The sequence below is a fragment of the Vibrio olivae genome, assembly GCF_042428525.1.
In the GTDB taxonomy this organism is placed as follows: Bacteria; Pseudomonadota; Gammaproteobacteria; order Enterobacterales; family Vibrionaceae; genus Vibrio; species Vibrio olivae.
Window position 1 is genome coordinate 791375 of record NZ_JBHMEP010000001.1, and the last position, 25617, is coordinate 816991.

A 25617-nucleotide genomic window follows, 5' to 3' on the forward strand; every position below is an offset into this window, starting at 1 on the left:
TGGGTGATGACATTGCATCAGTTTATGCAGCAAGGTGGACAAGTACTTTGGTGGCTAGCCGTGGTGGTTTTGGTGTATTGGCTGCTGGTTGCTGAGCGTGCTTTGTACCTGTCTTTCTACTTTCCTAAGCAGCGTGCAGAGTGGATTGAAAAATGGCAGCAACGTAAAGATCAAACATCTTGGTATGCTCGTTCGATTCGTGAGGGCTGGCTTGGAAAAGCGCAAAGCGATCTAACGCAAAACCTTAATTTTATCAAAGTATTGGTTGCCATTTGTCCGATGCTCGGTTTGCTGGGAACCGTAACGGGGATGATTTCTGTGTTTGATGTGATGGCCAACCAAGGCAGTAGTAATCCGAAATTGATGGCCGCAGGCATCTCGCTTGCGACGCTGCCCACTATGGCAGGCATGGTGGCCGCATTAGTGGGTATGTTTGTCCACGCTCGATTGGTAAAAGCGTGTCAAATTCGAGAAGTTAAATTAGAAAAATCTTTGAGGAGTCAGAAGTGAGACTCGGTAGACGTCAATCAAAAGCAGAAGAAGCACAAATCGATTTAACCTCGATGTTAGATATCGTCTTCATCATGTTGATTTTCTTTATTGTCACCAGCTCTTTTGTGCGTGAGTCAGGTGTGGAAGTCAATCGTCCTCAGGCGTCACACGCGGTAAGCCAAAAAGATGCAGGTATTTTTGTCGCCATCACGTCAGCCAACGATATTTTTATCGATAAACGTATGGTAGATGCTGAGCGCGTTCAAGCGACGCTGGAACATTTAATACTGGATAAGCCTGATGCGTCATTAGTTATTCAGGCGGATGAACACGCCTATAACGGCACCGTCGTTAAAGTGATGGATGCTGCTAAGGGGGCTGGGGTGAAAAACATCGCGTTAGCGGCGGAGAATCAGTAGTGAAACGTATTCTCCTCGCTGCACCAGTTGCCTTAGTTATGGCTTTTGCTGTGTTCTCGTTTATGGCGTGGATGATTGATAACGGAGGGCGTAAAGTGCCCGAATCCAAGCCGGCCCTGAGCTTTAATATGGTGATGGTGGAAAACGAACAAGATGTTCAGCGCCGCCAGCGTTCGGTGCCAGATAAACCTGAAATGCCTCAAGTACCAGAGCAAGCGCCAGTCAGTCAAGCGCAGGCAGATGTGACACCAATGACGGACATTCAGGCCGCGCCAGCGTTAGGGCTTGACACCAGTATTCATGGGGTCGCGATTAACGCCCCAACATTTGGTGATTTTGGGGTCAATCAACAGGCAGTGCCGATCAACCGTGTTGATCCTCGGTATCCGCTACGTGCGCAGAAACGCAAAATTGAAGGCTATGTGTCGCTGTCGTTCACTATCGACAAAAGTGGTCGTCCAACGGATATCCAAGTCACGGATTCCGAGCCGAAACGAATTTTTGACAGGGAAGCGGTTAGAGCGTTGAGTAAATGGAAGTATCAGCCGCAAATTATTGATGGGAAAGCTGTTGAGCAGCCGAACCAAACAGTTAAAGTGGAGTTTAAATTAGCAAAATGATCAGACGAATTTTATGCTCAGTCCCTTTGCTAACGCTTTCTATGGCGAGTTTTGCCGCGCCGCAACTGAGTCAATATACGGCGATACGTGTTCAAAAAGCCAATGAACTTGCGTTAAAAGAGGAATACAAACCAGCCATTGAGGCGCTCAATTCGATAGATACCTCTCGTGACTATGATCGCGCTTATGTGGAGCGCATGCTCGGTGTTTTCTATTGGCAGGCTGGAAATAGCCAGCAAGCCATTACCCACCTAAAAAAGGCGGTTGAGAGTCACCAGCTTGAAGATGAGCAAGGTTGGACAACACAACGCATGCTTGCTGATTTGTTAATGACTAATCAGCAATATACGCAAGCGATTAGTCACTACCAGGCATTGACTAAGAATGTGTCTCAAAATCAAAAAGCTGAAGAGATATGGTTTAGATTGGCGCAAGCGCAATACCAAGTTGAGCAATGGGCGCCGGTTTTAAGTTCTCTGGGGCAATACAAGAAGTTTAAAGCCATTAATGAAGTTCCCACTTTGTCGTTAAAGTTGGGAGCGCAATTAGCCCTTGAACGCTGGAAGTCAGCCATTCCAACGTTGGAAAAATTGGTCAGCCTGGAGCCAAATAAGCTCTCTTGGTGGCGCCAGTTGGTTGGTCTTCAAGTGCAAACTAAGCAGTATGGTAAAGCGCTTGATACACTGGCATTAGCGAAGCTGAACAAGCTCGCGCTTTCCGAGCAAGACTTGCGTCTACTTGCTCAACTTTATGCGCAGCGAGGCATCCCAGAGCGTGCCGCTATAACGCTTTCTGAGCTTGCGGGTTCGCAGAGTGAGTTGAAGCTTATCACTCAGCAAGCTGTCTATTGGCAACAAGCCAAAGAGTGGGATAACGCAATTGAACAGTGGGAGCTTGCATCTCGCCAAGATAGCAAGTATCAATGGAACTTAGCACAAGTTCTGCTTCAGCAAGGCTACTATGACCGTGCGATCGTCGCGCTTGAAAAAGTCGAGCAACGTGATAAGCAGCGTAGAGTCTTATTAGCGAAAGCCCGAGCTTACTACAAGCTTAATGAGTTAGATAAAGCGTTAGTTGAAGCAAAAGAAGCGCATAACATTGAGCATTCGAAAGAATCTGAAAGCTGGATCAAATTCCTCACGAACTTGAGAAAAACCAAGCAAGGTGTTGAGAGCTAGACTTCAATCCACCGACTCAACATAAAAAAGGATGCCAATTGGCATCCTTTTTTGTTTCTTAACGCGCTGCCTTAGAAGTAGAAGCGAGTACCGAATACGATGTTAGTAAAGCTGTCTTCAAGACCATCTTTAGTTACGTTAACGTCGTCGGTTGCGATGTTGTAGTTAACTTCTGCACTTAAGGCAACATTTGGGTTTACGAAGTATTTTAGACCCAGTGCCATTTTGAAGTTAAGTGCGTTGTTGGTACCGTCATCTTTTTCAGAGCCCCAATCGCCATCAAAGCCGTGGCCGCTCTTGTAGTCCAATGTTGCGAATTGCGCAGCTGCGCCAACATAAGGGACGAAGTCGGTAGAGTTAGTGAAGTTATACTCAGTAAACGCGCCGAATTCGAAGCGTTTGTTGTGCTCTGACATATTAATGCCAAGGCCACCACCGATTTCCCAATCGTCAGTGATGAAGTAACCGTAAGAAGAGTCTAGAACCAATAAGTAGTCATCAGAGTAGTCCAAGTTTAAGTTACCTTGTACTGACACTTCTTGAGTGCCTTGTTCTAGCATTACCGCTGCTTGAGAGAAAGCAGATACAGAAGCCATTGCTAAGCCTAACGCCAACGTAGTTTTTTTCATTTTAAGTGTCCTTATTTATTTGCAAGAGCCTGACAGCTCGTGGCAATAAAATAGGACGCAGCCAATATGCAACTGTCAGAATAGTGTTAGCAAACAAAGGCTCAGGAGAATGTCTAATTTTTGCGTATGCTTTACTGTATGTTTAGTGAGAAGAAACCTGATTAATATTAAGGAAATAGAGATATTCAGCGGAGTTGGCATGAGTGTTGGCGAGCGAATTGTCAGGTAATCACTATATACCGGTGAAAAAATGCGCTCTAAACGGAGTGTGATTTACTTATCAAGTGTACAGCAGTACTCAGCACGCCATAAAAGCTCAGTATTACTTTCGACGGTATTCAGGAGTTGTTCCCCAGACAGTTGTTGAAAAGCAAGCTTAACCGTGGTGTCTTGCTGCTCTCGAGTTTCATACCCTCGAATATGGGTAAAAGTACTGGATAAATTACGCGAGAGAAGTGCAGGGGAGATACAAATGCCAAAAGCGTCCCGTTTCATGTTTGTTCCTCAAACCTTAACCATTGCCATCCATTTTTCAGGCGAACCAACTTATTCTGTCTAAATTGTAGAAAAGGCTTGCAGACTTTGCACAATAAAACTTGAGCGCTCACCGTCTTGTTTATGACTTAGCTCGCAGCTTGATGTCTGTGTGCTATAAACGTTTGCCCGCGACAGAATGTGGACGATATTAAGATTTGTATCTAAAGTTTAGCTGGCGTAAGCCAATTTTTAGACTGAACTAGCACAATAATAAAAATTTCTGAAGTTTTTCTGGTTTCCTACGATACATAGAGATAACTGTTTATAAATATAAAGTTTATCAGTAGTATAAATGTAAAGTTGTAACCAGCGTAATGTCATTTTGACGTGATAGGCGCAGAGTTTGCCAAGATTTAGTTACCTGTGATGAGTAAGAGTCGATTATGAGTGTTTCCAGCAGTACCATCCTGACCGAAAGCGGCACCAACGAGTTAGAGATCATTGAATTTCATCTAGAAAAGCGCTTGCCTGATGGCGGTACCAAAACTTGTTACTATGGTATTAACGTCGCGAAAGTGCGTGAGGTTATTCAAGTCCCCGAAACCACGGATTATCCTAACGCACAGCCGCATATGATTGGCGTTTTTTCTTCACGAGAAGTCTTAACTCCACTGGTTGACTTAGCCGGTTGGCTCGGTGTTCCTACCCGTGGTGACATCGATAAAAAATTTGTCATCGTCACTGACTTCAACCGCATGACCAATGGTTTTCTTATCGACAGCATCAGCCGTATACACCGTATTTCTTGGAACGATGTCGAGTCTCCGAGCCAGTTTCTTGAAGCCGGCGAACAAGACTGCGTTGTGGCTGTTGTGCGTAAAGATGGCAACTTAATCATGATTTTGGACTTTGAAAAAATCATCGCGGATATCAACCCAGAACTGAGTATGGAAAAATACGATGTGAAGGTCGATAAAAGCGTCGATCTTAACCAAAAAATGGTGGGTAAACGCAATGCGAAGACCGTGATGGTCGTTGATGATTCCGCGTTTATTCGAAGCCTGATTCAGGACACCTTAAGCTCTGCTGGCTACAATATCATTGCCTGTAAAGATGGTGGCGAAGCACATGATAAACTGATGGAAATCGCCGAAGTGGCGAAGAACGAAAAAATGAACGTGTCAGAGTTGATTAATGCTGTGGTCAGTGATGTTGAAATGCCTCGTATGGATGGCATGCACTTGGTGAAACGCCTGCGCGATACCGATGCATACAATGATACGCCGATTGTCATGTTCTCATCGCTGATGAGTGATGATAACCGACAGAAGGCGCTTTCTTTGGGAGCGAACGATACTATCACTAAACCGGAAATCGGCAAGATGGTTGCGATGATGGATAAATATGTATTTGGCGCTTAACGTCCATTTCTATTGTTTGATACATAAAGCCCGGCGATTGCTCGGGCTTTTTCATTTTTGGCGAGCCTTGAAGATGTGGGAAACTCGCCAATTTGAGCCATAAAATAGAAAAGTTTCTTGCTCCTGAAAAGGAAACCCGAATAATCAATGGTTAACAGTTGTTAGATAAAGCGGAAAGGTGAATGGAAAGCGTTTTTATTGTTGTCGTCGTTCTGGTGATGTTTTTCTTTATTGTCCAGAAACGTGTCGCTAAACAGAGTCCGCTGAAAGAGAGCCAATACAAAGTAAAAGGGGCAACGTTAAATAGCAACGAAAGCGTATTCTACAATGCTTTAGTCTCCGCGGTGGGTAATAACGGAGTTGTTATGCCCAAAGTTTTGATGACGCAAATTATTGGCCCGAAAGCCACGGACAAAAAGCAGTGGTTTATCGCCAACAATCGCATCGCTCGCAGCTATTTCGATTACGTTATCTGTGATCCACGAACTTTCGAACCTCGAGTCGTGATTGAGTTAGATAACGGCAAAGAGTTGGATAAAGGCAAAATCGAGCGCCAAAAGTTAGTGATACATGTGTGTAAAAGCGCAAATCTACCGCTGATCGGCACTCATATGAAATACAGTTATCAAGTTGGGCGTTTACGTCGTTTGCTCGCCACTCACATCGAACTGATAGAACCTGATAAAGAAGTCCGTTTTTGTAAGCGTTGTGGTAGCCCAATGATCATTAAAGTGGCATCACAAGGGGATTTTAAAGGAAGGAAATTCTTTACATGTAGCCGCCAACCGCATTGTACTTACACCGAAAACTATAACGTGGTGTTTGACGATCTGGACGATGAACTATAGCTAAAAAGGTAGAGGGTTAACCGAAACGAATAATTTGCTCTTGTTGATGATCCTCGAAACAGGACACCATCACTTGGTTTCGACCGTTTTGTTTTGCCCGGTATAACTCGTTATCTGCTTTCTTTAAAACGTCTTCGAGGGAAATTAGCCGATTACATTGGTACACTCCAATACTGGCGGTTAATTTAATGGGCGTTTCCTTATCGTTAAATTCAAACGCTTCTATGGCAGAGCGCAGGTGCTCTGCCTTTTGTTTGGCTTTGTTGGTGCTGACATTGGGAAGCGCGACGCAAAACTCCTCTCCACCAATACGATATACCAAGTTCTCACCGGATAACCCATCAATCAGACTGGCTGTTTGCACCAAGACTTTGTCGCCTGTCGGATGGCCAAAGCGATCATTAATGGATTTAAAAAAGTCCAAGTCTAAAATCAAAAGTGCCATTGGTTGCTGGTCAACCTGAGTACGATAGGTTTCGAAGTTATGTATTAGCGCATGACGATTATAAACCCCCGTAAGCGCATCTCTTGATGCCAGTTCTCCCAATGAATTTTCTGAATAGTCGCGTTTTTCTTCCAAAATATGGACAACCGCCCAAATACACGCGAAGCACAGGTAGAAGTTCACCAGAAATGCGCCGCCTTCAAAGTTCACCAGGTGGTGAAGTTTATAAGTAATGGTGATGCTTTCGACCACGAGGGCTATTGCCGTTGAAATCACGCCATAACTTTTACCAAGAACCAAATAGAACATCACGGGAAATAAGCAGCTCCATATAAAGAAGCCATCACTCAACGGAGTGGTTAATGTACCAACGATCACTAACGTGATGATGGCATAGGTATAGAGGTTAGCCACGATAAAGCTATAACGAGAATTACGAATTCGGACATAAACCCAAACGGATAAAAGGCAAAAAATAAGGTCAACAGTGGCGGGGAAGTAGTATCCGTAAGAGAAGTTAAAACTGGCCAACAGCAAAGAAACCAGTGCGAGTAACACACTGAGTCTAAACAAAATCAGAGTCCTGATCTGTTTAGAGGGATTAAACAAGTCGATGTCCATGTTTATCGAATCCTTTCGATGCTAAGTTGATATGCTAAATAGTGAATATGTGAAAATTCATAATAATACTTTAGTGCTAGCGATCAATCATATTTTGAACGAATGTCGCGTTGGCGTATGCTGTATTGTTGTAAACATGGTCACTGTCACGGATCTAGATCACGGTTTTTTTAGTGCTCACTATCCGGTTATAACTTTTAAACTTATCAACAGCAAGGTGTAAGCGGGTCATTTTACAGATATTGGGAATAAAAAATAGTCAAACAGGTGATAAGTGCATCAAACAGCATTAAAAAGCCAAATTTCCACTTGCACCGAAAAACAACACTGGGTAATATCCTCCCCGTTCCAAGAGAATGCGTCCGTAGCTCAGTTGGTTAGAGCACCACCTTGACATGGTGGGGGTCGGTGATTCGAGTTCACTCGGACGCACCATTCTTGCTTGAATGATGATTCAGTTGAACACAAAATTTGGGTCCGTAGCTCAGTTGGTTAGAGTACTACCTTGACATGGTAGGGGTCGGCGATTCGAGTTCGCCCGGACCCACCAAATTAAACAAAAAAGCCCGCTTTTAAGCGGGCTTTTTTGTGTTTAGTCTTTCAAAATTATTTCGTACTCTCGTTGACTGATGAACTCAATTTTCAACTTTCGGAGTTTATTTGATGTAAACATCGGTCAACGCGTAGGCCTATCGGCGAAACGTTTGGTTTATAGGAATAGAAAACCGCGCCCTTAAGTGTACGCTCGGTTGATCTCTGGAGCCAAAATCCATTCGCGCTGTCGTTAAGAACGTCCATCTTCCATTGACCGTATAAGTAGCCAGTAGACAGCACCTAAACGGTACACGTTGTAGAAATCCCAAAGCCTCATCGAGAGGCTTTGGGTTAATCAGAGGATGCTAGATTCTTAATTGGCACCAACGACGGTGATTTCCTCAGCCGGAGGAATTTCAGAGCGACGTACTTCAACCAAATCTTGCGATAATTGCAGTGTGCGACTGGTCGCCAACAAAATTTCTAGGTTTAAATCTGGGTTCTCATCTAATGATTTGCCATACGATGGAATCATCTGCTTAATTTTTTGCTGCCATTGGACTGATGCCATCTGTTCGGTAAAGCAACGCTCAAGAAGGTTCAACATAATAGATGCTGATACCGATGCTCCAGGGGAGGCTCCTAGCAAAGCGGACAAACTGCCATCACTGGCGTGAACTAATTCAGAACCTAGATGTAACTCTCCACCACGCTCAGGGATGTTTTTAATGATTTGTACGCGCTGGCCGGCTTGAAGAAGTGTCCAATCATCTGGGTTCGCTTGAGGGTAAAACTCGCGTAATGCCTTCATGCGATCATCATTGGACTGCAGCAGTTGACCAACTAAGTATTTGATAAGATCAAAGCTTTTCAATCCGACTTGAGTCATTGGCAGGAAGTTAGACGGAGAGACCGACGCAAAAAGATCAAGCAAAGACCCTTGTTTTAAAAATTTACTTGAGAAACTCGCGAAGGGGCCAAATAACAATACTTCCTTGCCGTCGATAATCCGAGTGTCCATATGGGGCACTGACATGGGAGGGGCGCCGACAGGGGCTTTACCATACACTTTGGCTTGGTGAGCTTTTACGATATTAGGGTTCTCTGTGACCAAGAATTGCCCACCTACAGGAAACCCGCCATAGCTTTTTGCTTCTGGAATACCGGATTTTTGAAGTAACGTTAAGGAGGCGCCGCCAGCCCCAATAAACACATATTTAGCGACTACGTTACGCTCAGTATGGCGAGTAAGATCAGTCACCGTCATTTGCCATGTGCCGTCGGAGCGTTGTTTTAATGACCGAACCTCATGTTGCAAATGAAGAGAAAAGTAGCGGTTAGAACTGAGAATATTGATTAATTGGCGGGTAAGGGCACCGAAATTAACGTCCGTACCAAAGCGCGAACGTGTCGCTGCTACAGGCTGCTTTGGATCGCGCCCTTCCATAAGTAGTGGCGCCCAAGACTTGAGCTGTTCTCTATCTTCCGAATACACCATACCTTTAAAAAGTGGTTTTGAATTCAATAATTCAAACCGTTTACGTAAAAAATTAACGTTCTTTTCGCCGGCTACAAAACTCATGTGTGGAACGCTATTGATAAACGTACTTGGATCTTGGATTAATCCGCTGTCTACGAGGTAGGCCCAAAACTGACGAGAAAGCTGAAATTGCTCATATATATCAACAGCTTTACCAAACTTTACTTCGCCATCAGCCGTTTCTGGCGTGTAATTGGATTCTGCAAGTGATGAGTGTCCTGTTCCAGCATTATTCCAGCCGTTTGAGCTTTCTTGTGCGACGTCGTCGAGACGCTCAAACATTTCGATGCGCCAACTCGGCTCTAATTGCTGAATGAAGGTGCCGAGCGTGGCGCTCATTATACCTCCGCCGATTAGTACAACATCAACCAGTTCACTTTCTCGTTTTTCGTTAGGCTGGTTGAATCCATTTTGACCAGATACCTTTTTCATGGGACTGAAATCTCTCTTAATCTATAAGCAGTTTTAAGTATTTTGTTCGCGTTATATTCGTCACTGTTCCTGTGTGACCGAACTCTATTTTTATCGCTTGTTATGTCCGTAGGCCGGATTAGCTTTTACATCGCGAACAAGGATAGAGTAGTTCTATCAGTAATAAAACTACCAAAATGAAACAAAAATTACACATTTTTGTTTGTCTTAAAAGTGATTGGATGGGCAAGTCAGGGCGCTGACTATTCTCGATAAGGTGTGATATGTGTATCGCTATTTTTTGAAACGTATTTTTATTTTCTGCTCACTATGCCATTTAACTCGTAATTTAAACGTCAAAGGTTGCGTGTTTTCGCTTGTGTGATTGGGTCGGGTTGTCAGGTGCATCGTTCCTATTTGGTTCTTAAATTATGAAAATTAACTACAGTATTACGCCAAGATATTTGATGGGTTTTCCTCTCTGACTTGCATCCCGATTATAATCACAGTCTTCGGTACCAGCCTATGAGGTCTCATCGTAAACTTATTGGTTAATAACATGGTGTGACGTTAAAGCTTGCCTATCAATAACTTCAGGAAAATTATGATTTAAACCCTACATTTATTAATGATAAATAAATGCAAAGATCATGTTTTTTACATAATAGATTATGCCTAACAGCGGTCAGTTTTGTAGTTTTCACTCTAAGCATTTAGTTGGTTTTTGTTTATTTTTATTCTGGAAATTATCTACAATTCATATAGTTGCTTGATGCTGGCCTGGGGTGGAGCACAGTTTACTGAATATTTTTCTACGCTTGAGGAGATCAAATACAGAATAGGGATTAATTCAATGAAACCAGCACTCGTCGCATTGGCAGTGGGAGTGACAATATTGTCTCCGTATCGCTCCGTGGCTGCGGACCCAAAGCCCGCATCAAAGACAACGGTTGAGATCAATAATCAAGTCAAACAGACATTACCCTTTAGTGATAAGAAGGATTTCGAGGAAGCACAGAGGGGGTTGATTGCTGAGCAAGATACAGTAACCATCAAAAATGAACAAGGTGACATTGTGTGGGACTTAGAAGCCTACAAACAATATATCGATGTCACTAAAGCGGCACCGGATACCGTGAACCCGAGCTTATGGCGTAACGCTCAACTGAATATGATGAATGGCTTGTTTGAAGTAACGGAGGGTATATATCAAGTACGGGGTTACGATCTTAGTAATATCACTTTTATTCAAGGCGACACGGGATGGATTGTTTTTGACCCATTAATCTCTCAAGAAACGGCAAAAGCGGCCTTGGACTTTATAAATGAACAACTTGGTGAGCGGCCAGTTGTTGCGGTAGTTTACAGTCATAGCCATATTGACCACTTTGGTGGCGTACGGGGTATTGTCGATGAAGAAGATGTGAAGTCCGGAAAAGTAAAAATTATCGCATCGCACGGTTTCACGGAGCATGCGGTATCTGAAAACGTCATTGCAGGAAATGCGATGGGGCGCAGAGCCATTTATATGTATGGTGCGTTGTTACCGCGTAACCAGTACGGTGGCGTTAATGGTGGGCTAGGGCAAACTACATCGACTGGGTTAGCTACGCTAATCAAACCAACCGATACCATTGAGAAAACCGGAGATGAACGAACTATCGACGGTGTAAAAATGGTATTCCAATACACACCTGGTACTGAGGCGCCGACAGAGATCAACACTTGGTTTCCCGATAAAAAGGCATTGTGGATGGCAGAAAATACCACCAATACAATGCATAACATTCTTACATTGCGCGGTGCACAAGTCCGAGATGCTTTGAAATGGGCGAGCTATTTACAACAAACCATTGAGATGTGGGGCGATCAAGTTCAAGTTAAATTTCAAAGCCACCACTGGCCTAAGTGGGGCAATCAAGACATTGTCGACTATTTCAAAACACAGCGCGATATGTATAAGTATACGCACGATCAAACCGTTCGTCTCATGAATCAAGGTTATATTGGTTCGGAAATATCAGAGATGATTCATTTCCCTGACGAAATTGAAAATAGCTGGAGTTCACGAGGTTATTACGGAACCTTACGTCATAACAGCCGCGCGGTGTATCAGCGCTATATGGGCTGGTACGATGGCAATCCTTCTGATTTGAACAATCTGCCACCGGAAAGCGCCGCAAAAAAATACGTCGAATACATGGGTGGAGAGAAAGCGGCGATAGAAAAAGCCAAAGCGGATTTCGAGACTGGTCATTATCGTTGGGTAGCAGAAGTACTGAAACATGTGGTGTTTGCCAACCCCGAGAGTCAGCAAGGGAAACAGCTTTTGGCTGACACCTATGAACAACTTGGATATCAAGCGGAGTCGGGACCTTGGCGTTCGGTATACCTTCAAGGTGCGTATGAACTGAGAAACGGGACACCTTCCGCCGGTGGGACCAACACAGCTTCACCAGATATTATCAAAAACATGCCACCTGAGATGCTGTTTGATTACCTTGCCGTGCGGATTTTACCGGAAAAAGCAGCTGGCAAAGCATTTGCTATCAACTTAAATTTCACGGACCTTGATGAAAAATACACGCTCTACCTTGAACACTCAGTATTGAATCATACTCGCAAGCAAACCGATGACCCTGATGTCTCGCTAACCTTAACAAAAGGCATTTTAGATGAGGTACAGCTAGGTAATGTGACACTGGAAAAAGCCATCGCTGATGGTGATATCGATTTAAGTGGAGATAAAGAGGTATTTAAAGACTTTGTCGGCATGCTCGATAGCTTTAACTTCTGGTTTAACATTGTGACGCCATAGGTAGGTGACTATGTCTTATAAACTCAGTATGTTACTGAGCCTCCTGATTGCGAGCCCAGCGAGTTGGGCTTGCTCTTACGATGGTCAGTTCAGCAATCCATTTGCTGAGAGTTATCCAGGGGCATTAGATGTCGCAATTGCAACGCAACAAGCGGTGAAAAATGACGTCATCATGCCCACGAAAGTTTTAACTGGAACCAATGGCTTGAGACGCGTGACTTGGTGGCTGAAAGTATGGGGCGATTCTTCACCGCCGATTCCAAGTAACAGTTATATCTACTTAGTGGATAGCCAACTTTGGGCGCAATACAAACAAGGGAAGGCAATTGCTGTTCACGTTGCTCCCCCTAAAGGAGGCGTTACGGTTGTTCAACTCACGGAAACAACGCTTCACAGCCTGATCTCAGAAACTCTAACCTTTGAACATGCCTTGGATATTGGTTTGATTTTACGCACGTGAGCCTAAAGGCAAATTTGAGCTTGTACGTTTTTAGCTTAAGACAAGAGTGGTCTATGGTGTCGCCAACGCAATGGTTTGTTGGTTTAAGTCGCCCTTGAGCGTATGGAACATATTGACCGCTTGCATTGAACGTGAGCGGTTTGCCCATGATTCGCGGCGGTTAAAGTCACGCATGGTTTTCGCATAATCAATCGGTATGCCTTTCTCGATTAATTCCACATGCAGGTGTGGTCCGGTTGTTCGCCCAGTATTGCCTGAAAGAGCGATGATGTCGCCAGCAGCCACATAATCCCCGCGTTTCACCTTACTTTTCTTCAAATGCATATAGCGAGATAAGACACCATTGCCGTGTTTAATCGTAATGTAATTGCCAGCGTAATGGTCGTGTCTTGATACTAATACTTTACCGGGCGCTACTGCCAATACTGGCGTGCCGACAGGTGTGGCGTAATCGGTACCATAGTGAGGGGTAATTCGGTTCGTGACTGGGTGACGGCGATTCAAGCTAAACGAAGAGCTAATTCGGTAATGACGTTTAAAGGGCATTTGCAGGCGACTTAAACTATTAAACTGAAATCCATCTTGATCATAGATTTGATTATCGTTGCCGCGGTATGCATAAAACTCTTTATCGCTGTTTTTATAATAGAAGGCACGAACAAAGCGCTCCTTTTTTTTATCCATATCCGTTTTAAACGCGAATTGACCGCCTTTTGAAGCTTGATTTAATACATTGAAGTGATCGGTCGTTAGATCTAATAGAGACTTTACTTCTGTCGGTGTGACTCCTGTATCTAACACAGAGCTGACAAAAGAGTATTCAACGGTGCCTGTAAAAACAGTCGGAATTTTTTTGACGGTTTTTGGCTCAGATAAAGACTCGCTTACTTGAGGTTCTGATGACGACCAAAAGTAACTTGCACTTGTAATTGAAGAGGTTACCAGCACGAATAGACACAATGCTGACAAAAATACTGACTTTGGCATGATATATATAACTGACGATTAATATTAGAATTCATTGTGCTTGGGATGTTTTATTCTATTATTTTTTAAAATATTGTACATCCCAGTTAATATCAAAGTCATAGTTTAACTAGATTAATGTTTAATTAAACTATCCCACCTAAACTCCCAATAGGCATTATGACTGTTTGGGGTTTCTTTATGCGTAAAATAGTCGTTTTTTTGCCAGATTGAGATTTTTATTTTCGAGCATATAATCGGCGAAAAGTTTTTTTTACGTCATCATCATGCCCATAAAATACAATAAATCATCTTTCTATTCCGCTCTGGCTAGTTTATTTATATTAACGTCTTGTGGTGGAGGCGGCGGAGGCGATAGCTCTCCGCCATCTCGTGCTACCGGAAGTATTTCTGGTTACGTTTATGATGCACCGATATCTGGTGCAGAAGTGAGTGTATGGGAATACGACAACGGTAACCTAGGGTCACTATTAGCGCGAACCAAAACCAATGCCTTTGGTGAATACTCCGTATCTATTGATTCTTCCTCACGTCCGTTATTGATCACCGCTCAGGGCGGTGCGTATCAAGACCCGATAACCGGCGCAACAGTAGCAGAAAGCGATGGTAATACCCTGCGTTTTGATAGTGTGATTAACTATTCAGAAGGTGATGATGAAAGCCTGATGGTTACTCCGCTTAGTTACCTTGCTGCGGGATTAGCAGAATATCAAATCGCCCAAGGGGTGGACGATAGTAAAGCGGTCAGCGACGCGCTGGAAACGGTCAATACGATGTATGGTTTTGACGTGAATGGCACCACGCCGATTGATATTACCCGCGGTGGTCAAAGCAGTTATGCGACGAGCGGCCACCAGTATGGCGCACTGTTGCTTGCATACTCTTCGCTTGCCAAGGATCTTATTGATACCCATGGCGATACCGAAAATGTGTATACGTCGGCAAACTTAGCTTACCTTCAGCACCAAGATATCATTGCCGATGGTTTGCTAGATGGTGAAGCCATCAATGCTGCAAACGGTTTACCAATGGCGCTTTCTTATGGGCAAGTTCGCGTCAGCAGTGACTTATACACCAATACGCTTGCGCAGCACGTGCTGATCGTGGTCAACGACCCGGCATTGAATATTTCCGGTACGGTAGCATCAGATTACGAGACGTTCAGCAAGAAAATCAATGCATTAGGTGGAGAAGGGGATGATGGCGTTATTCCTGCTCGTGATGAAGTCACGATTGATGAAGTGCCTCCTACCGCCACTCGCACCGATTCTGATACCTTGGCCGATATTGATCAAATGGATGTCACGATTAGTGATGACATCGGTGTCGATGACGTTGAAGCCTACCTTCAGTATCAATTGGATGGTGTGTGGTCTGAACTTGAACCGTGTGAGTTGACGGATGCAGCGCCTGTTGGTTACTGCGGATTAGATTTAACGGATTTTGAGCGTGGCGTTCGCGAAACCCAGGTTCATGTGATCATTGATACCACCCAAGTGGATCATGTGTCTCTTGATGAGGATGATTTAACGAACGTTACCGCGGCGCGAGTCGTCCTTTATACCAGTGACGTACTGGGCAATGCGTTAACCGTGTATGAAGATCAAGGCATCGAAATTCCATTTAGCTGGGATAACCAAGCACCAGTTATTGATGTTACTTCGGCCAGCACCATCAACAATACACTCACTGAGTATGTGCTGCGCGCAACCGTAAAAGAAGCGGCAGAAGACATTACTTCTGTGACCGTGTCATTTAAAGGTGGTACTGATGACGCCGCTGATTGCACACCTGTGATATCACAAATCGGCAGTACCTGTGAATTCAGTAAACCCTATCCAACAGAAGATTTTACATCGAATACGCTGTTTACGATTAAAGCGACTGACAGTGAAGGTAACGTTGGGACGTATACTCATAGCGTCAGCCGCGATGATACCGCGCCTACCCAAACCATCACTTTTCCACAAAACACTACGTTTCCTTTTATCGATGCATCAGACGGTGAGAATCGCTCAGAAATTCAAGGTGAATATAACGAGTCCACTTATAGTGCAGACACGGTAATTGGCGCAGACCGATACTTAAAAATCGATTACAGCTATGGTGCCAATGGAATTGCTTCGACGATTGATGATGTCGATATGGCGAACTTTAACGTCAATTTGCTTAATCAAAATAACATTCCTTACCTTCGCGTGGTGGTGAGTGACCCGAGCGGTGAGTCAGTCATTGGTTCCTCTGCCGAGGACCTCAAAATAGTCGTCGATTACTATGTCAGTGAAAATAATGACGGTGACTATACGCTTAAAAATTCAACTTCAACTGTGGCATCAACCGATGAGGTGGTGAGTAAAATTCCGCATGAGACCATAGAGCGAGATGACGATGGCTCAGTAAATCGCGTGATTTATTATATTCCTTACAGCCGCGATATCTTTGGTCCCGACTTTACATCGGTATCGGAAGACAGCAGTCAACGTTTGGTTATCTATACCGAAGATGAATCTGGCAACGAAAGCCCTCATGAAAACGTGTATTTTAGAAGTACCTTTGATTTACCAACGATTACCGTTGTTACCCCATTTATCAATGCCCGTGCTCAACTTGAAGGGCTCAGTGCCAATGGTTCATTTACCTCTCTCGCGAGTTGTAGCACAGTGCAACAAAACGAGTCTATTGGTGTTTTGGCTTATGACGTCGCGTCGTGTGACCTCACGACCGATGTAGTCAACTATGACTTTATGCGGGTTCGCTTAATCAGCACGGACAACAGCAATACTTACTACTATCAATGGCAAGATAATGACAGCAACCGTGCAAATGTGGATTTAAGCAACGCTAATTTTGGCGCTTATTTTGAACTTGATGGCTCACAAACTTTCTACATTACTGAACTTTCAGTGTATCAAACCGGATTGTTTGATTACTTGTGGGATCAAGTCGGAAGTGGCGACAAAACCAACGCGAAAGCGGTGGATACACTGAATAAAGTCAATTCCGCCGTGTTCGGTACTAACAGCAGTGCCTTTTTTAGCTTTGATCCAGCAAGCACGCCTTACGCCACCAATCAATTATTACGAGAACAGTCAATTCCGTCGAATCCTGGCGACGAATACCAACACCGTTTTCTTGCTGAATCGATTGCGACCATGGCAGAAGACACGCCGCGAAATACCTCAGCCAATTTTGCAACCTCTTTCTACAGTGATTTCAGTTACGACGGCAAAGCCAATGGCATCGGTATTGATGGTGTAAATTTATCGCTTGATGGCTACCAACTTAGCGCAGATACCTATCGCACTGATTTGGCGCAAATTTATTTCGATAAAGTGACTTTTGATTACGATGTTGCCTCTTACCTAGCTCAGTTATACGCCGATGATATTTCTAAGGCGAATCCAATGCTCAATGGGAGCGGTGTGTTTGACTATGAAGGTGAAAGTATTGATAAAACTCCACCAGAACTAACGGTGACGATTGCATCTGGTCGAACTTACGAAACGGTAAATAATCGAATTTATATTGCAGGCAGTATTAACGCTCAAGTGGCGATTGAAGATCCATCGGGCATTGTTGCCAGCGGTGAATATGCGCCTGATCTCGTGCCATATTGGTATGATTCGATCAATGAAAAACGTTTAGCAAATGTATCGATCAATCAAGACGCAAGCAGCAGTACCAATTATAAAAAGGTGTATAACTTTACCCTTGATTCTCAATCGGCTGCCTTGCCTGATATTGTCGAATTTGCGTTAAACATCAGTGCAATGGATAACAACGGCGAGTCATACGGCTACAACGGTGAGTTTGCTTATGTTCAGTCGTTTTATGTTGATAATGACTACCCAGTCGCGACATACCAACCCCCACTTAACATCGATGGCGACACGTTGTCAGAGGACACCTATCTTAATACCAATAACGTCCATGAACTGACGTTTAATATTCAAGATGAAGTCGGGGATAAACTCGAGTCTCGTGGGTTGGTGTTCTACAAACCGACCGGTGAACGCGCTTCATACACCTATGAGAAGTTCTCAAGCAATGGTGAAACCACCTTTAAAGTACGGTTGTGTAACGAGAGTGCGTGTGAGAACGGCGAGCAGTCTATTAACCCTGGTGATGGTGATTGGCTCGTCGTCGTCAGCGCGGAAGATAACCTAGGTAACTCGGTCTCTCAGGTTACCAGTAATGCGCCGCGTTTTAATATTCATATTGATTCTGAGCCACCAGTGGTGAATGGCCAAGCGATTGAAACCCGTTTGGGCGGTAATGAACGCTGGACGCCGGATATTGAGTGGGGCAATCTCGCTCCCGGCAGTGAAGTCAAAATAAGCCTGCGTCGAGGCTCAGGGCAAACCGTTGAGTTAACGAAGTGTGACCCTGAATCTGAGGTTTGTGATCAGCCTTATTTAGTTGGCGATCAGCCGGATGTAGCGGTGCAATTGGTCGCGGACGCATTTGATTATGATGCGACTAACATCTTCTCAGTGACGGCAAAAGATAGTGCTTACCCGGCCAATGAAAGTGGCACAGGTACCTTTAGCTTTAAAGTTGATAACCAAGGACCAACCATTGCCTTTGATTCTCCTTGGGCCAAAGATTCCGTTTCTGGTGAAAGTTATCTGTTAGGCCGTGCATTTTCTGTCAACTTAGCGTCTACCTTGGACGACTCTGGCGTCGAGCAAGTTGCGCTTTATCAAGTGGGTTATGATACGCCGCTTAAGGTGATTCGCCCAACGGATGCCAGTAACCCATTTTCAATGTCATTGACCAGCTCCGATACCGACAAAATTCAGCTTGAAGAGGGTAATTTACGAACCGACCTAGTGGTTAAAGCGACCGACATCTACGGCTTTGTTTCTGAGTCAAACTCTCGTGAGGTCATGATTGATCGAGATGGCCCAACCATTTCACTCAATGGCTTTAGTGATCAAGATTACTATCTAAGCTCTTACGATTTTGACGTGATTGCACGTGACTTGTTTGAAACGGGCGGCTCGTCAGCCATCTCTTCCACCCAAGGGGTGCAAGACAACATGCAGTATTGGATGTACACCGATACGCCGCCATTAGATGGTGTCGCGGGTATTAATATCGGCGAAGACAAAGTCATAAGCTTAACTGGGCTAACCAATGGACAGCACACGTTGAGAATTGAGGCGACCGATAATCGGGGTAATTCCAAACAGCAAGAGTTCTCGGTTAACGTGAATAACGCTCGCCCGACCATCAGTGGCTATAAAATGACGTACGCCGATGAATCCGATATTGGTCAGGCGATCACGCGTGATGACGACATTTTGATTACCATGGATATTGATGACGTCAGTGGTGTGGATTCGATTGAAGCAACCTATCGTTACCTTGGTGAAGTTTCTTCAGAAGCCAGTAGCTTTAATTTTGTCGAGCAACAAGATGGTAGCTGGCAAGCGCGTCTTTCTGCTTCGAAGCTGGAGCTTGATGGTAGCTATAACATTGAAATCCGCGTGTATAACCAGACTCGTTATACCGACGCCAGTGCTCGTCAGCCCGGCGTGCAGAACGCGACCATTAGTGTCCAGCGTCAAGGTGTTGAGCTCTCTATCGCTAGCCCGAGCAACTTCCAAAGCTATATTGCCAATAATAATTTAAGTGTGGTGTTCAATGTGGAAGGCGAAGTCGCGCCATCGACGATCGAATGTTGGGTTCGTGAAAATCACACCGCGGGAGACGTACCAGCGGACAACTCGTATGCGTACTCCGGGGTGATTCACGTTTCGCAGCCACCTTATGGGTGTGATGTGACGACCGATCGCAATATGAGTGACAACGTCACCCTGGTGGCTCGTGTAACAGGGACCAATGGTAAAGAATCTACCAGCTTGTTTAACTTCAATATGATGGATATCGATGCGCCGGTGGTGGATGATGGCAGTGCGTACAGTTTTACTGGCGAAAACATCTATAAGAACAGCGACGGCCAAAAAATGTTGAGCTTTGGTCTTGCGTTTAGTGATGTACTCTCCGGTGTTTACACCGACGAAAACAATACCGTGCCAACACTGACTAAAGTTAACGGCAATGTGGCGTTCACACCGGAAACTTGTACGACGCCAACCAACAGTTCGGTGACAACCTGTACGTATACGCAATTGTACGATTCATTGATTGATGGCTTGAGTACCCAGCAAAACTTCCAAATCAGTAACCTGCGTGATATTGCAGGTAATACGGCTGAAACGCAGAATATTGAGTTGGTGATTCCAACGGGCAGCCTAGATGTGGACATTACGGATCCAGCAACAGGAAGCATCATTAGTGACAGTGACAATGTTGGCTTGCGCTTGAACTTAGCGTTTAGAGTGAAAGTGTACGAAAACTCACGTATTGATGATATTACGGTGCGCGTCGGTAATACCGATTACTCTCAATCACAAAACTCGAATCTGTTCAGTACGGCTGAGCGCTGTGATGATGATCCGGATTACAACTGCTTTACCTTTAGCAATGATTTATCCGAAGAGCTTGATGGCACATCTGTACGAGTCCGTGTTACCGCGCAAGGCGTTTGGGGCAAAACCGCTACTGATTCAATCAACCTGCAAATTGACAACACCGCGCCAACCATTGGTGACGACGTAACGGTTTCGACTTCTTCAGAAAATCAAGGCAAGGTACGTTTCCGTTTTGATATCGACGACAGTGGCAGCGGTATTGAAACGGTCAGTTATAGCTCATTCAGTCCGGAGTTTACGTTCAATAAACAGCAGGATGTCAATAACACCGCAAGCTACATTGAACTGGATGCCGAACAGCTTGAAGGGATGGATAGCTTACGTGTCAATATCACAGCAACCGACTTAGCGGGATTATCCACCACAAAAACCATCGTCGTGGATACGTCTCGCCCTCAAATTACGCTAACGCTGGATAGCGATGTATCAATGGTCAACAGTGCGCTGCTGTTCTCTGATTCAATTCAGAACTTTATTCTAAGTGCCAACAATTCAGTCGCCATTGAAGCACAAACCTATACGGTGAGTTTAGAATCGGATGAAATGAGTAACATCGTTGAGTCTGGCAGTTTTAATGGGGGAACCTCCGCGAACGGTTCTTTCCCTTTAAACACGGACAGCCAAGCGATTTATCATCTCAAAATCACGGTAACAGACTCAATCGGCCGTGAGACTCAAGGTTATCTTTACAGTGGCGACGAGGTTGATAGCCGTGGCTTAAGCGCGATCGTCGATTTCAGTCAACCAACAGTCTCGAATGTCGCGGCGGTTCAAGCATCAGCTGTGCCACAAGATGGCAAATATGAAGTCACGGTTTCTGCGACAGTCAGCGATGCTAACCTGAGCAATGTCACGCCAACGCTGACCAATAGTCGCGGTGAAACATTCTCCGTTCAGCAAGCAGAATTGCCGCAAGATGGTGAAAGCCAGTTGTATGTGTATCACTACCTCGTGGAGGCAGGGTCTTACACCGCCAGCATTTTGGCAACGGATGCGGCAAACAAAACCGCATCGGCTTCATCATCAGTCGAGGTTGCCGAATCATCGGTGCCGACACTGAATATCACCACTAGTCAATCAGGGACATTATCGGCGGGCGAAGAAGTGGAGTTGTCGTTTGTGTTCTCTGAACAAGTAGAAGGTTTCGATATTTCTGATGTGCATTTGAGTGCAAGTGATATCAGTAAAGTCGGCTCTTTACTATCGGCAACCTGGAATACCGCCGATAACACCCGTTTTACGGTCACGTATCAAGCGCCTCAAGATATCGAGCAAGATGTTCAAATTTCCGTTGCAGCCGGAAGCTATCAAAGCATCAACACCATTGAAGGTGAGGGGGATAGCTTAACGCTTAATGTAGATGGCATTTTGCCAACTCTCGATGGGTTAACGTTTACGCCGAGTTACCAAAAAATTGGTGAGAACGTAACGCTGCAATTGACGTTTAATAAAGCGGTGGCGTCGCCAGAGGTTAGCCTTGGGGATACCAGCATCAATTCGCTGACGTCAAATGGCGACAGAACCCAATGGACAGGTCAAGTTCGCGTGCCAAGTACCAGCAGCAACCAGCTACAAGTCTCAGTCAGTAATTTTCGTGATGATGTGGGCAATGTGGGAGCGGAGAATACCCAATACAGCCTAGCGATCACGCCTAGTATTGGCTTAAATTCATTGCCTGATGTGAATTCACAAAATGTCTCAGCGGTGAGTGTGTCAGGAACATCGACGCGTTTTAATGCTAATGACAGCCTAGACCTTGTGTTCTCTGATGGAAACGACCAAGTTACCGCTCAAGCAACGGTAAGCGACGGCGGCAATTGGTCAACGCAAGCTGACTTATCAGGCTTGAAAGATGGCACGATCACTGTGACCGTCAATGGTATCAATGCACTTGGAGCGGTCGCGGATGAAGTCGCCTCGAGCCTTGAGTTAGAACAAACGCGACCAGAGCTAAGCAGTGCGTCTATGTCACTGGCGATGGCCAGTGAAGGTGATGAAGTCACCATTACTGCAAACTTTGATAAAGCGGTGAGCGAGCCAAGTACATCAACCCTTGGTGGTAACAGTATTAGCTGGACGAGCCAAAGCGGTGAAAGCGCCACATGGACGGGCAGCTATATTGTACCGAGCTTGGGTAGCGATGTTCAGGATCTTGAACTCATCATTGCAGGCTTTAGCGATGAAGCAGGCAACAGTGGTGCATCGACAGTCGCGTCGCAAAAGCTGCTGATCACACCAACGATTACGTTAAATGACGTCAGTGATGTGAACAGCAGCAATGCCGGTGCAGTGACCATTTCCGGTACCAGTAGCCGCTTTATCGAAGGCGAGAGGTTAAGCGTTAAAGTCAGTGATGGCAGTCAAGAGATTACGGAATCCGTCAGTGTGGATGCCAGCGGCAGTTGGGCGACCAATGTTAATGTCGAAAGCTTTAGCGATGGCACTGTAAACGTTACGGTGAGTGGTACGAACCAAGCTGGCGCGATAGCAGAGAGCGCAACAGGCAGCTTTACCTTGGAACAAACCAGCCCAGAACTAAGCAGCGCGTCTATGTCACCGGCAATGGCCAGTGAAGGTGATGAAGTCACCATCACTGCAAACTTTGACAAAGCAGTGAGCGAGCCAAGTGCATCAACCCTTGGTGGTAACAGCATTAGCTGGACGAGCCAAAGTGGCGAAAGTGCCACATGGACGGGCAGCTACATTGTGCCGAGTTTGAACGGCGATGTTCAGGAGCTTGAACTCATCATTGCAGGCTTTAGCGATGAAGCAGGCAACAGTGGTGCATCGACAGTCGCGTCGCAAAAGCTACTGATCACACCAACGATTACGTTGAATGACGTCAGTGATGTAAACAGCAGCAATGCCGGGGCGGTGATCATTTCCGGTACCAGTAGCCGCTTTATCGAAGGCGAGGCGTTAAGTGTTAAAGTCAGTGATGGCAGTCAAGAGATTGAGGAACCCGTCAGTGTGGATGCCAGCGGCAGTTGGGCGACCAGTGTCAATGTCGAAAGCTTTAGCGATGGTACTGTAAACGTTACGGTGAGTGGTACGAACAAAGCTGGCGCGACAGCAGAGAGTGCAATAGGCAGCTTTACCTTGGAACAAACCGGCCCAGCGCTAAGCAGTACGTCTATGTCGCCGGCGATGGTCAGTGAAGGTGAGGAAGTCACCATCACTGCAAACTTTGATAAAGCGGTGAGCGAGCCAAGTACATCAACCCTTGGTGGCAATAACATTAGCTGGACAAGCCAAAGCGGTGAAAGCGCCACATGGACGGGCAGCTATATTGTGCCGAGCCTGAATAGCGATGTTCAGGATCTTGAACTCATCATTGCAGGCTTTAGCGATGAAGCAGGCAACAGTGGTGCATCGACAGTCGCGTCGCAAAAGCTGCTGATCACACCAACGATTACGTTAAATGACGTCAGTGATGTGAACAGCAGCAATGCCGGTGCAGTGACCATTTCCGGTACCAGTAGCCGCTTTATCGAAGGCGAGAGGTTAAGCGTTAAAGTCAGTGATGGCAGTCAAGAGATTACGGAATCCGTCAGTGTGGATGCCAGCGGCAGTTGGGCGACCAATGTTAATGTCGAAAGCTTTAGCGATGGCACTGTAAACGTTACGGTGAGTGGTACGAACCAAGCTGGCGCGATAGCAGAGAGCGCAACAGGCAGCTTTACCTTGGAACAAACCAGCCCAGAACTAAGCAGCGCGTCTATGTCACCGGCAATGGCCAGTGAAGGTGATGAAGTCACCATCACTGCAAACTTTGACAAAGCAGTGAGCGAGCCAAGTGCATCAACCCTTGGTGGTAACAGCATTAGCTGGACGAGCCAAAGTGGCGAAAGTGCCACATGGACGGGCAGCTACATTGTGCCGAGTTTGAACGGCGATGTTCAGGAGCTTGAACTCATCATTGCAGGCTTTAGCGATGAAGCAGGCAACAGTGGTGCATCGACAGTCGCGTCGCAAAAGCTACTGATCACACCAACGATTACGTTGAATGACGTCAGTGATGTAAACAGCAGCAATGCCGGCGCAGTGACCATTTCCGGTACTAGCACCCGCTTTAGCCAAGGTGATACGTTAAATGTCAAAGTCAGCAATGGCAGCCAAAGCGAAGACTTCACTGCCAACGTGGAAGATAACGGCAGTTGGGCGGTCGTTGCCCATGTAGAAAACTTTAGTGATGGCACAGTGACCATCACCGTAAGCGGTAGTAACCACGTTGAAGCAACTGCAGAAAGCGTCACTGGTAGTTTTGAACTAAAACAAACTAAGCCGACACTGAATGACGCAAGTACCACTATTTCACCGCAAAGTGCTAGTGAAGGTGAAATAGTGACCGTCAACGTAACCTTCAGTGAAGCAGTGAGTGCCCCGACAGGTTCAATGTTAGGCAGTGAAACCATTGCATGGCAAAACCTTGGCGGAGAAAGCTCTCAGTGGCAAGGTACAATTACGGTTTCAAATCTCGATAGTCAAAGTGACGAGTTAAATTTACAAATTTCAGGCTATAGTGATGCGTTTGGTAATCAAGGTGAAGATGTGACGTCGACGAAAACCTTGTTAATCACGCCGACGCCGAGCATTACGATTAACGCGCCAAGCGATATAACCGATGATGCAAGTGCGGTTGAAATAAGTGGTACTAGCCTTCATTTTGACGAAGGTATCACTGTTAACGTAGTCGCGACAGATGTGAATAACGCGGAGGTGTCTGGCGAGGCACAAATTCAAAATGATGGAACTTGGAGTGTCTCTTTAGATTTGAGCGAACTGGCTGACGATACAATTGACATCAGCGTTGATGGTGTGAACCAATCGGGCTTAAGTGCTCAAGATTCCCAGAGCTTTAATAAAAACTCGAGTGGAGAGGTGATAACCATGAATTCAACTTTTGAAATAAACACAGATCGAGATAAAAATAAACATAGAGACTGGCAGTTAGCAGCATAGGAAAAGGCGAGCAATAGCTCGCCTTTTTTGTGTTTAAAATAAATTTTGGGATCAATGTATCATTTTTTAATATTTAATATCGGTGCTATTTCTTTAGTGATAGAGCAAATGATTAGTTTAATAGTGCGAATCACTAACTGCTCCGACTAACTTAATATTATGGGGCATGAATAGTGTTATAAAGCCTGTTTCTACCTGGGTATATGTCAGATTGCGATTCCAATCGATTAATATATAGTGCACCCACTCGCTCCA

The 25617-nt window shown here is 45.2% G+C and carries 14 protein-coding genes and 2 tRNA genes; 11 read left to right on the forward strand and 5 right to left on the reverse strand.

The annotated features are described in order from the left end of the window. The first annotated feature begins 6 nt into the window (after window positions 1-6). From ACFFUV_RS03700 to ACFFUV_RS03715, 4 genes are read left to right on the forward strand one after another with little or no spacing between them, the layout of a single operon-like run. Entirely contained in the window at window positions 7-510 is a 504-nt protein-coding gene (locus ACFFUV_RS03700; RefSeq protein WP_390191824.1) for a MotA/TolQ/ExbB proton channel family protein, read from the forward strand. Next, window positions 507-911, forward strand: a complete 405-nt coding sequence (locus ACFFUV_RS03705) for an ExbD/TolR family protein (protein WP_390189785.1) — start codon at window positions 507-509, stop codon at window positions 909-911. Before ACFFUV_RS03700 ends, ACFFUV_RS03705 begins: the two co-directional genes overlap by 4 nt. After that, complete coding sequence (locus ACFFUV_RS03710) at window positions 911-1531, forward strand: energy transducer TonB (protein WP_390189787.1); 621 nt, start codon at window positions 911-913, stop codon at window positions 1529-1531. Before ACFFUV_RS03705 ends, ACFFUV_RS03710 begins: the two co-directional genes overlap by 1 nt. Continuing rightward, the gene (locus tag ACFFUV_RS03715; RefSeq protein WP_390189789.1) at window positions 1528-2709 is read left to right on the forward strand and encodes a tetratricopeptide repeat protein; all 1182 of its coding nucleotides are present in this window, start codon (window positions 1528-1530) and stop codon (window positions 2707-2709) included. Before ACFFUV_RS03710 ends, ACFFUV_RS03715 begins: the two co-directional genes overlap by 4 nt. A 71-nt stretch (window positions 2710-2780) precedes the next feature. Here ACFFUV_RS03715 and ACFFUV_RS03720 read toward each other — a convergent pair whose 3' ends face one another. Both ACFFUV_RS03720 and ACFFUV_RS03725 read right to left on the reverse strand, forming a co-directional pair. Next, window positions 2781-3338: an outer membrane beta-barrel protein gene (locus tag ACFFUV_RS03720; protein ID WP_390189790.1), complete on the reverse strand. Its 558-nt coding sequence runs from the start codon at window positions 3336-3338 to the stop codon at window positions 2781-2783. Window positions 3339-3611: 273 nt separating this feature from the next. Beyond that, a complete protein-coding gene (locus tag ACFFUV_RS03725) occupies window positions 3612-3833 on the reverse strand; it encodes a hypothetical protein (RefSeq protein WP_390189792.1) in 222 nt (73 codons plus the stop codon). A 425-nt stretch (window positions 3834-4258) separates the two neighbouring features. Between ACFFUV_RS03725 and ACFFUV_RS03730 the strand changes: the two genes are divergently transcribed. Both ACFFUV_RS03730 and ACFFUV_RS03735 read left to right on the forward strand, forming a co-directional pair. Then, entirely contained in the window at window positions 4259-5236 is a 978-nt protein-coding gene (locus ACFFUV_RS03730; protein WP_390189793.1) for a chemotaxis protein, read from the forward strand. Window positions 5237-5418: 182 nt separating this feature from the next. Beyond that, the gene (locus ACFFUV_RS03735) at window positions 5419-6084 is read left to right on the forward strand and encodes a DUF2726 domain-containing protein (protein WP_390189794.1); all 666 of its coding nucleotides are present in this window, start codon (window positions 5419-5421) and stop codon (window positions 6082-6084) included. 16 nt (window positions 6085-6100) lie between these two features. Here the strand turns inward: ACFFUV_RS03735 and ACFFUV_RS03740 are convergent, their stop codons facing one another. Then, a complete protein-coding gene (locus tag ACFFUV_RS03740; protein ID WP_390189796.1) occupies window positions 6101-7150 on the reverse strand; it encodes a GGDEF domain-containing protein in 1050 nt (349 codons plus the stop codon). Window positions 7151-7508: 358 nt separating this feature from the next. Between ACFFUV_RS03740 and ACFFUV_RS03745 the strand changes: the two genes are divergently transcribed. Then, window positions 7509-7585: transfer RNA gene (locus tag ACFFUV_RS03745), tRNA-Val, on the forward strand. A gap of 38 nt (window positions 7586-7623) precedes the next feature. Continuing rightward, window positions 7624-7700, forward strand: a tRNA-Val gene (locus ACFFUV_RS03750). A 357-nt stretch (window positions 7701-8057) separates the two neighbouring features. Here ACFFUV_RS03750 and mqo read toward each other — a convergent pair. Next, window positions 8058-9656: a malate dehydrogenase (quinone) gene (gene mqo / locus ACFFUV_RS03755; RefSeq protein WP_390189797.1), complete on the reverse strand. Its 1599-nt coding sequence runs from the start codon at window positions 9654-9656 to the stop codon at window positions 8058-8060. 832 nt (window positions 9657-10488) lie between these two features. On the opposite strand from mqo, the gene ACFFUV_RS03760 reads away from it, so the two are divergent. Both ACFFUV_RS03760 and ACFFUV_RS03765 read left to right on the forward strand, forming a co-directional pair. After that, the gene (locus tag ACFFUV_RS03760) at window positions 10489-12453 is read left to right on the forward strand and encodes an alkyl/aryl-sulfatase (RefSeq protein ID WP_390189799.1); all 1965 of its coding nucleotides are present in this window, start codon (window positions 10489-10491) and stop codon (window positions 12451-12453) included. A 10-nt stretch (window positions 12454-12463) separates the two neighbouring features. Continuing rightward, the gene (locus ACFFUV_RS03765; RefSeq protein ID WP_390189800.1) at window positions 12464-12913 is read left to right on the forward strand and encodes a hypothetical protein; all 450 of its coding nucleotides are present in this window, start codon (window positions 12464-12466) and stop codon (window positions 12911-12913) included. Window positions 12914-12964: 51 nt separating this feature from the next. On the opposite strand, the gene ACFFUV_RS03770 is transcribed toward ACFFUV_RS03765, so the two are convergent. Continuing rightward, window positions 12965-13900 (reverse strand): peptidoglycan DD-metalloendopeptidase family protein, encoded by a 936-nt coding sequence (locus ACFFUV_RS03770; protein ID WP_390189802.1) that lies wholly within the window; start codon window positions 13898-13900, stop codon window positions 12965-12967. 266 nt (window positions 13901-14166) lie between these two features. Here ACFFUV_RS03770 and ACFFUV_RS03775 point away from each other — a divergent pair, with 266 nt between their 5' ends. Further along, window positions 14167-25362 carry a tandem large repeat gene (locus ACFFUV_RS03775; protein ID WP_390189804.1) on the forward strand — a complete coding sequence of 3732 codons (11196 nt, stop codon included), beginning with the start codon at window positions 14167-14169 and terminating at the stop codon, window positions 25360-25362. Window positions 25363-25617: the final 255 nt, after the last annotated feature.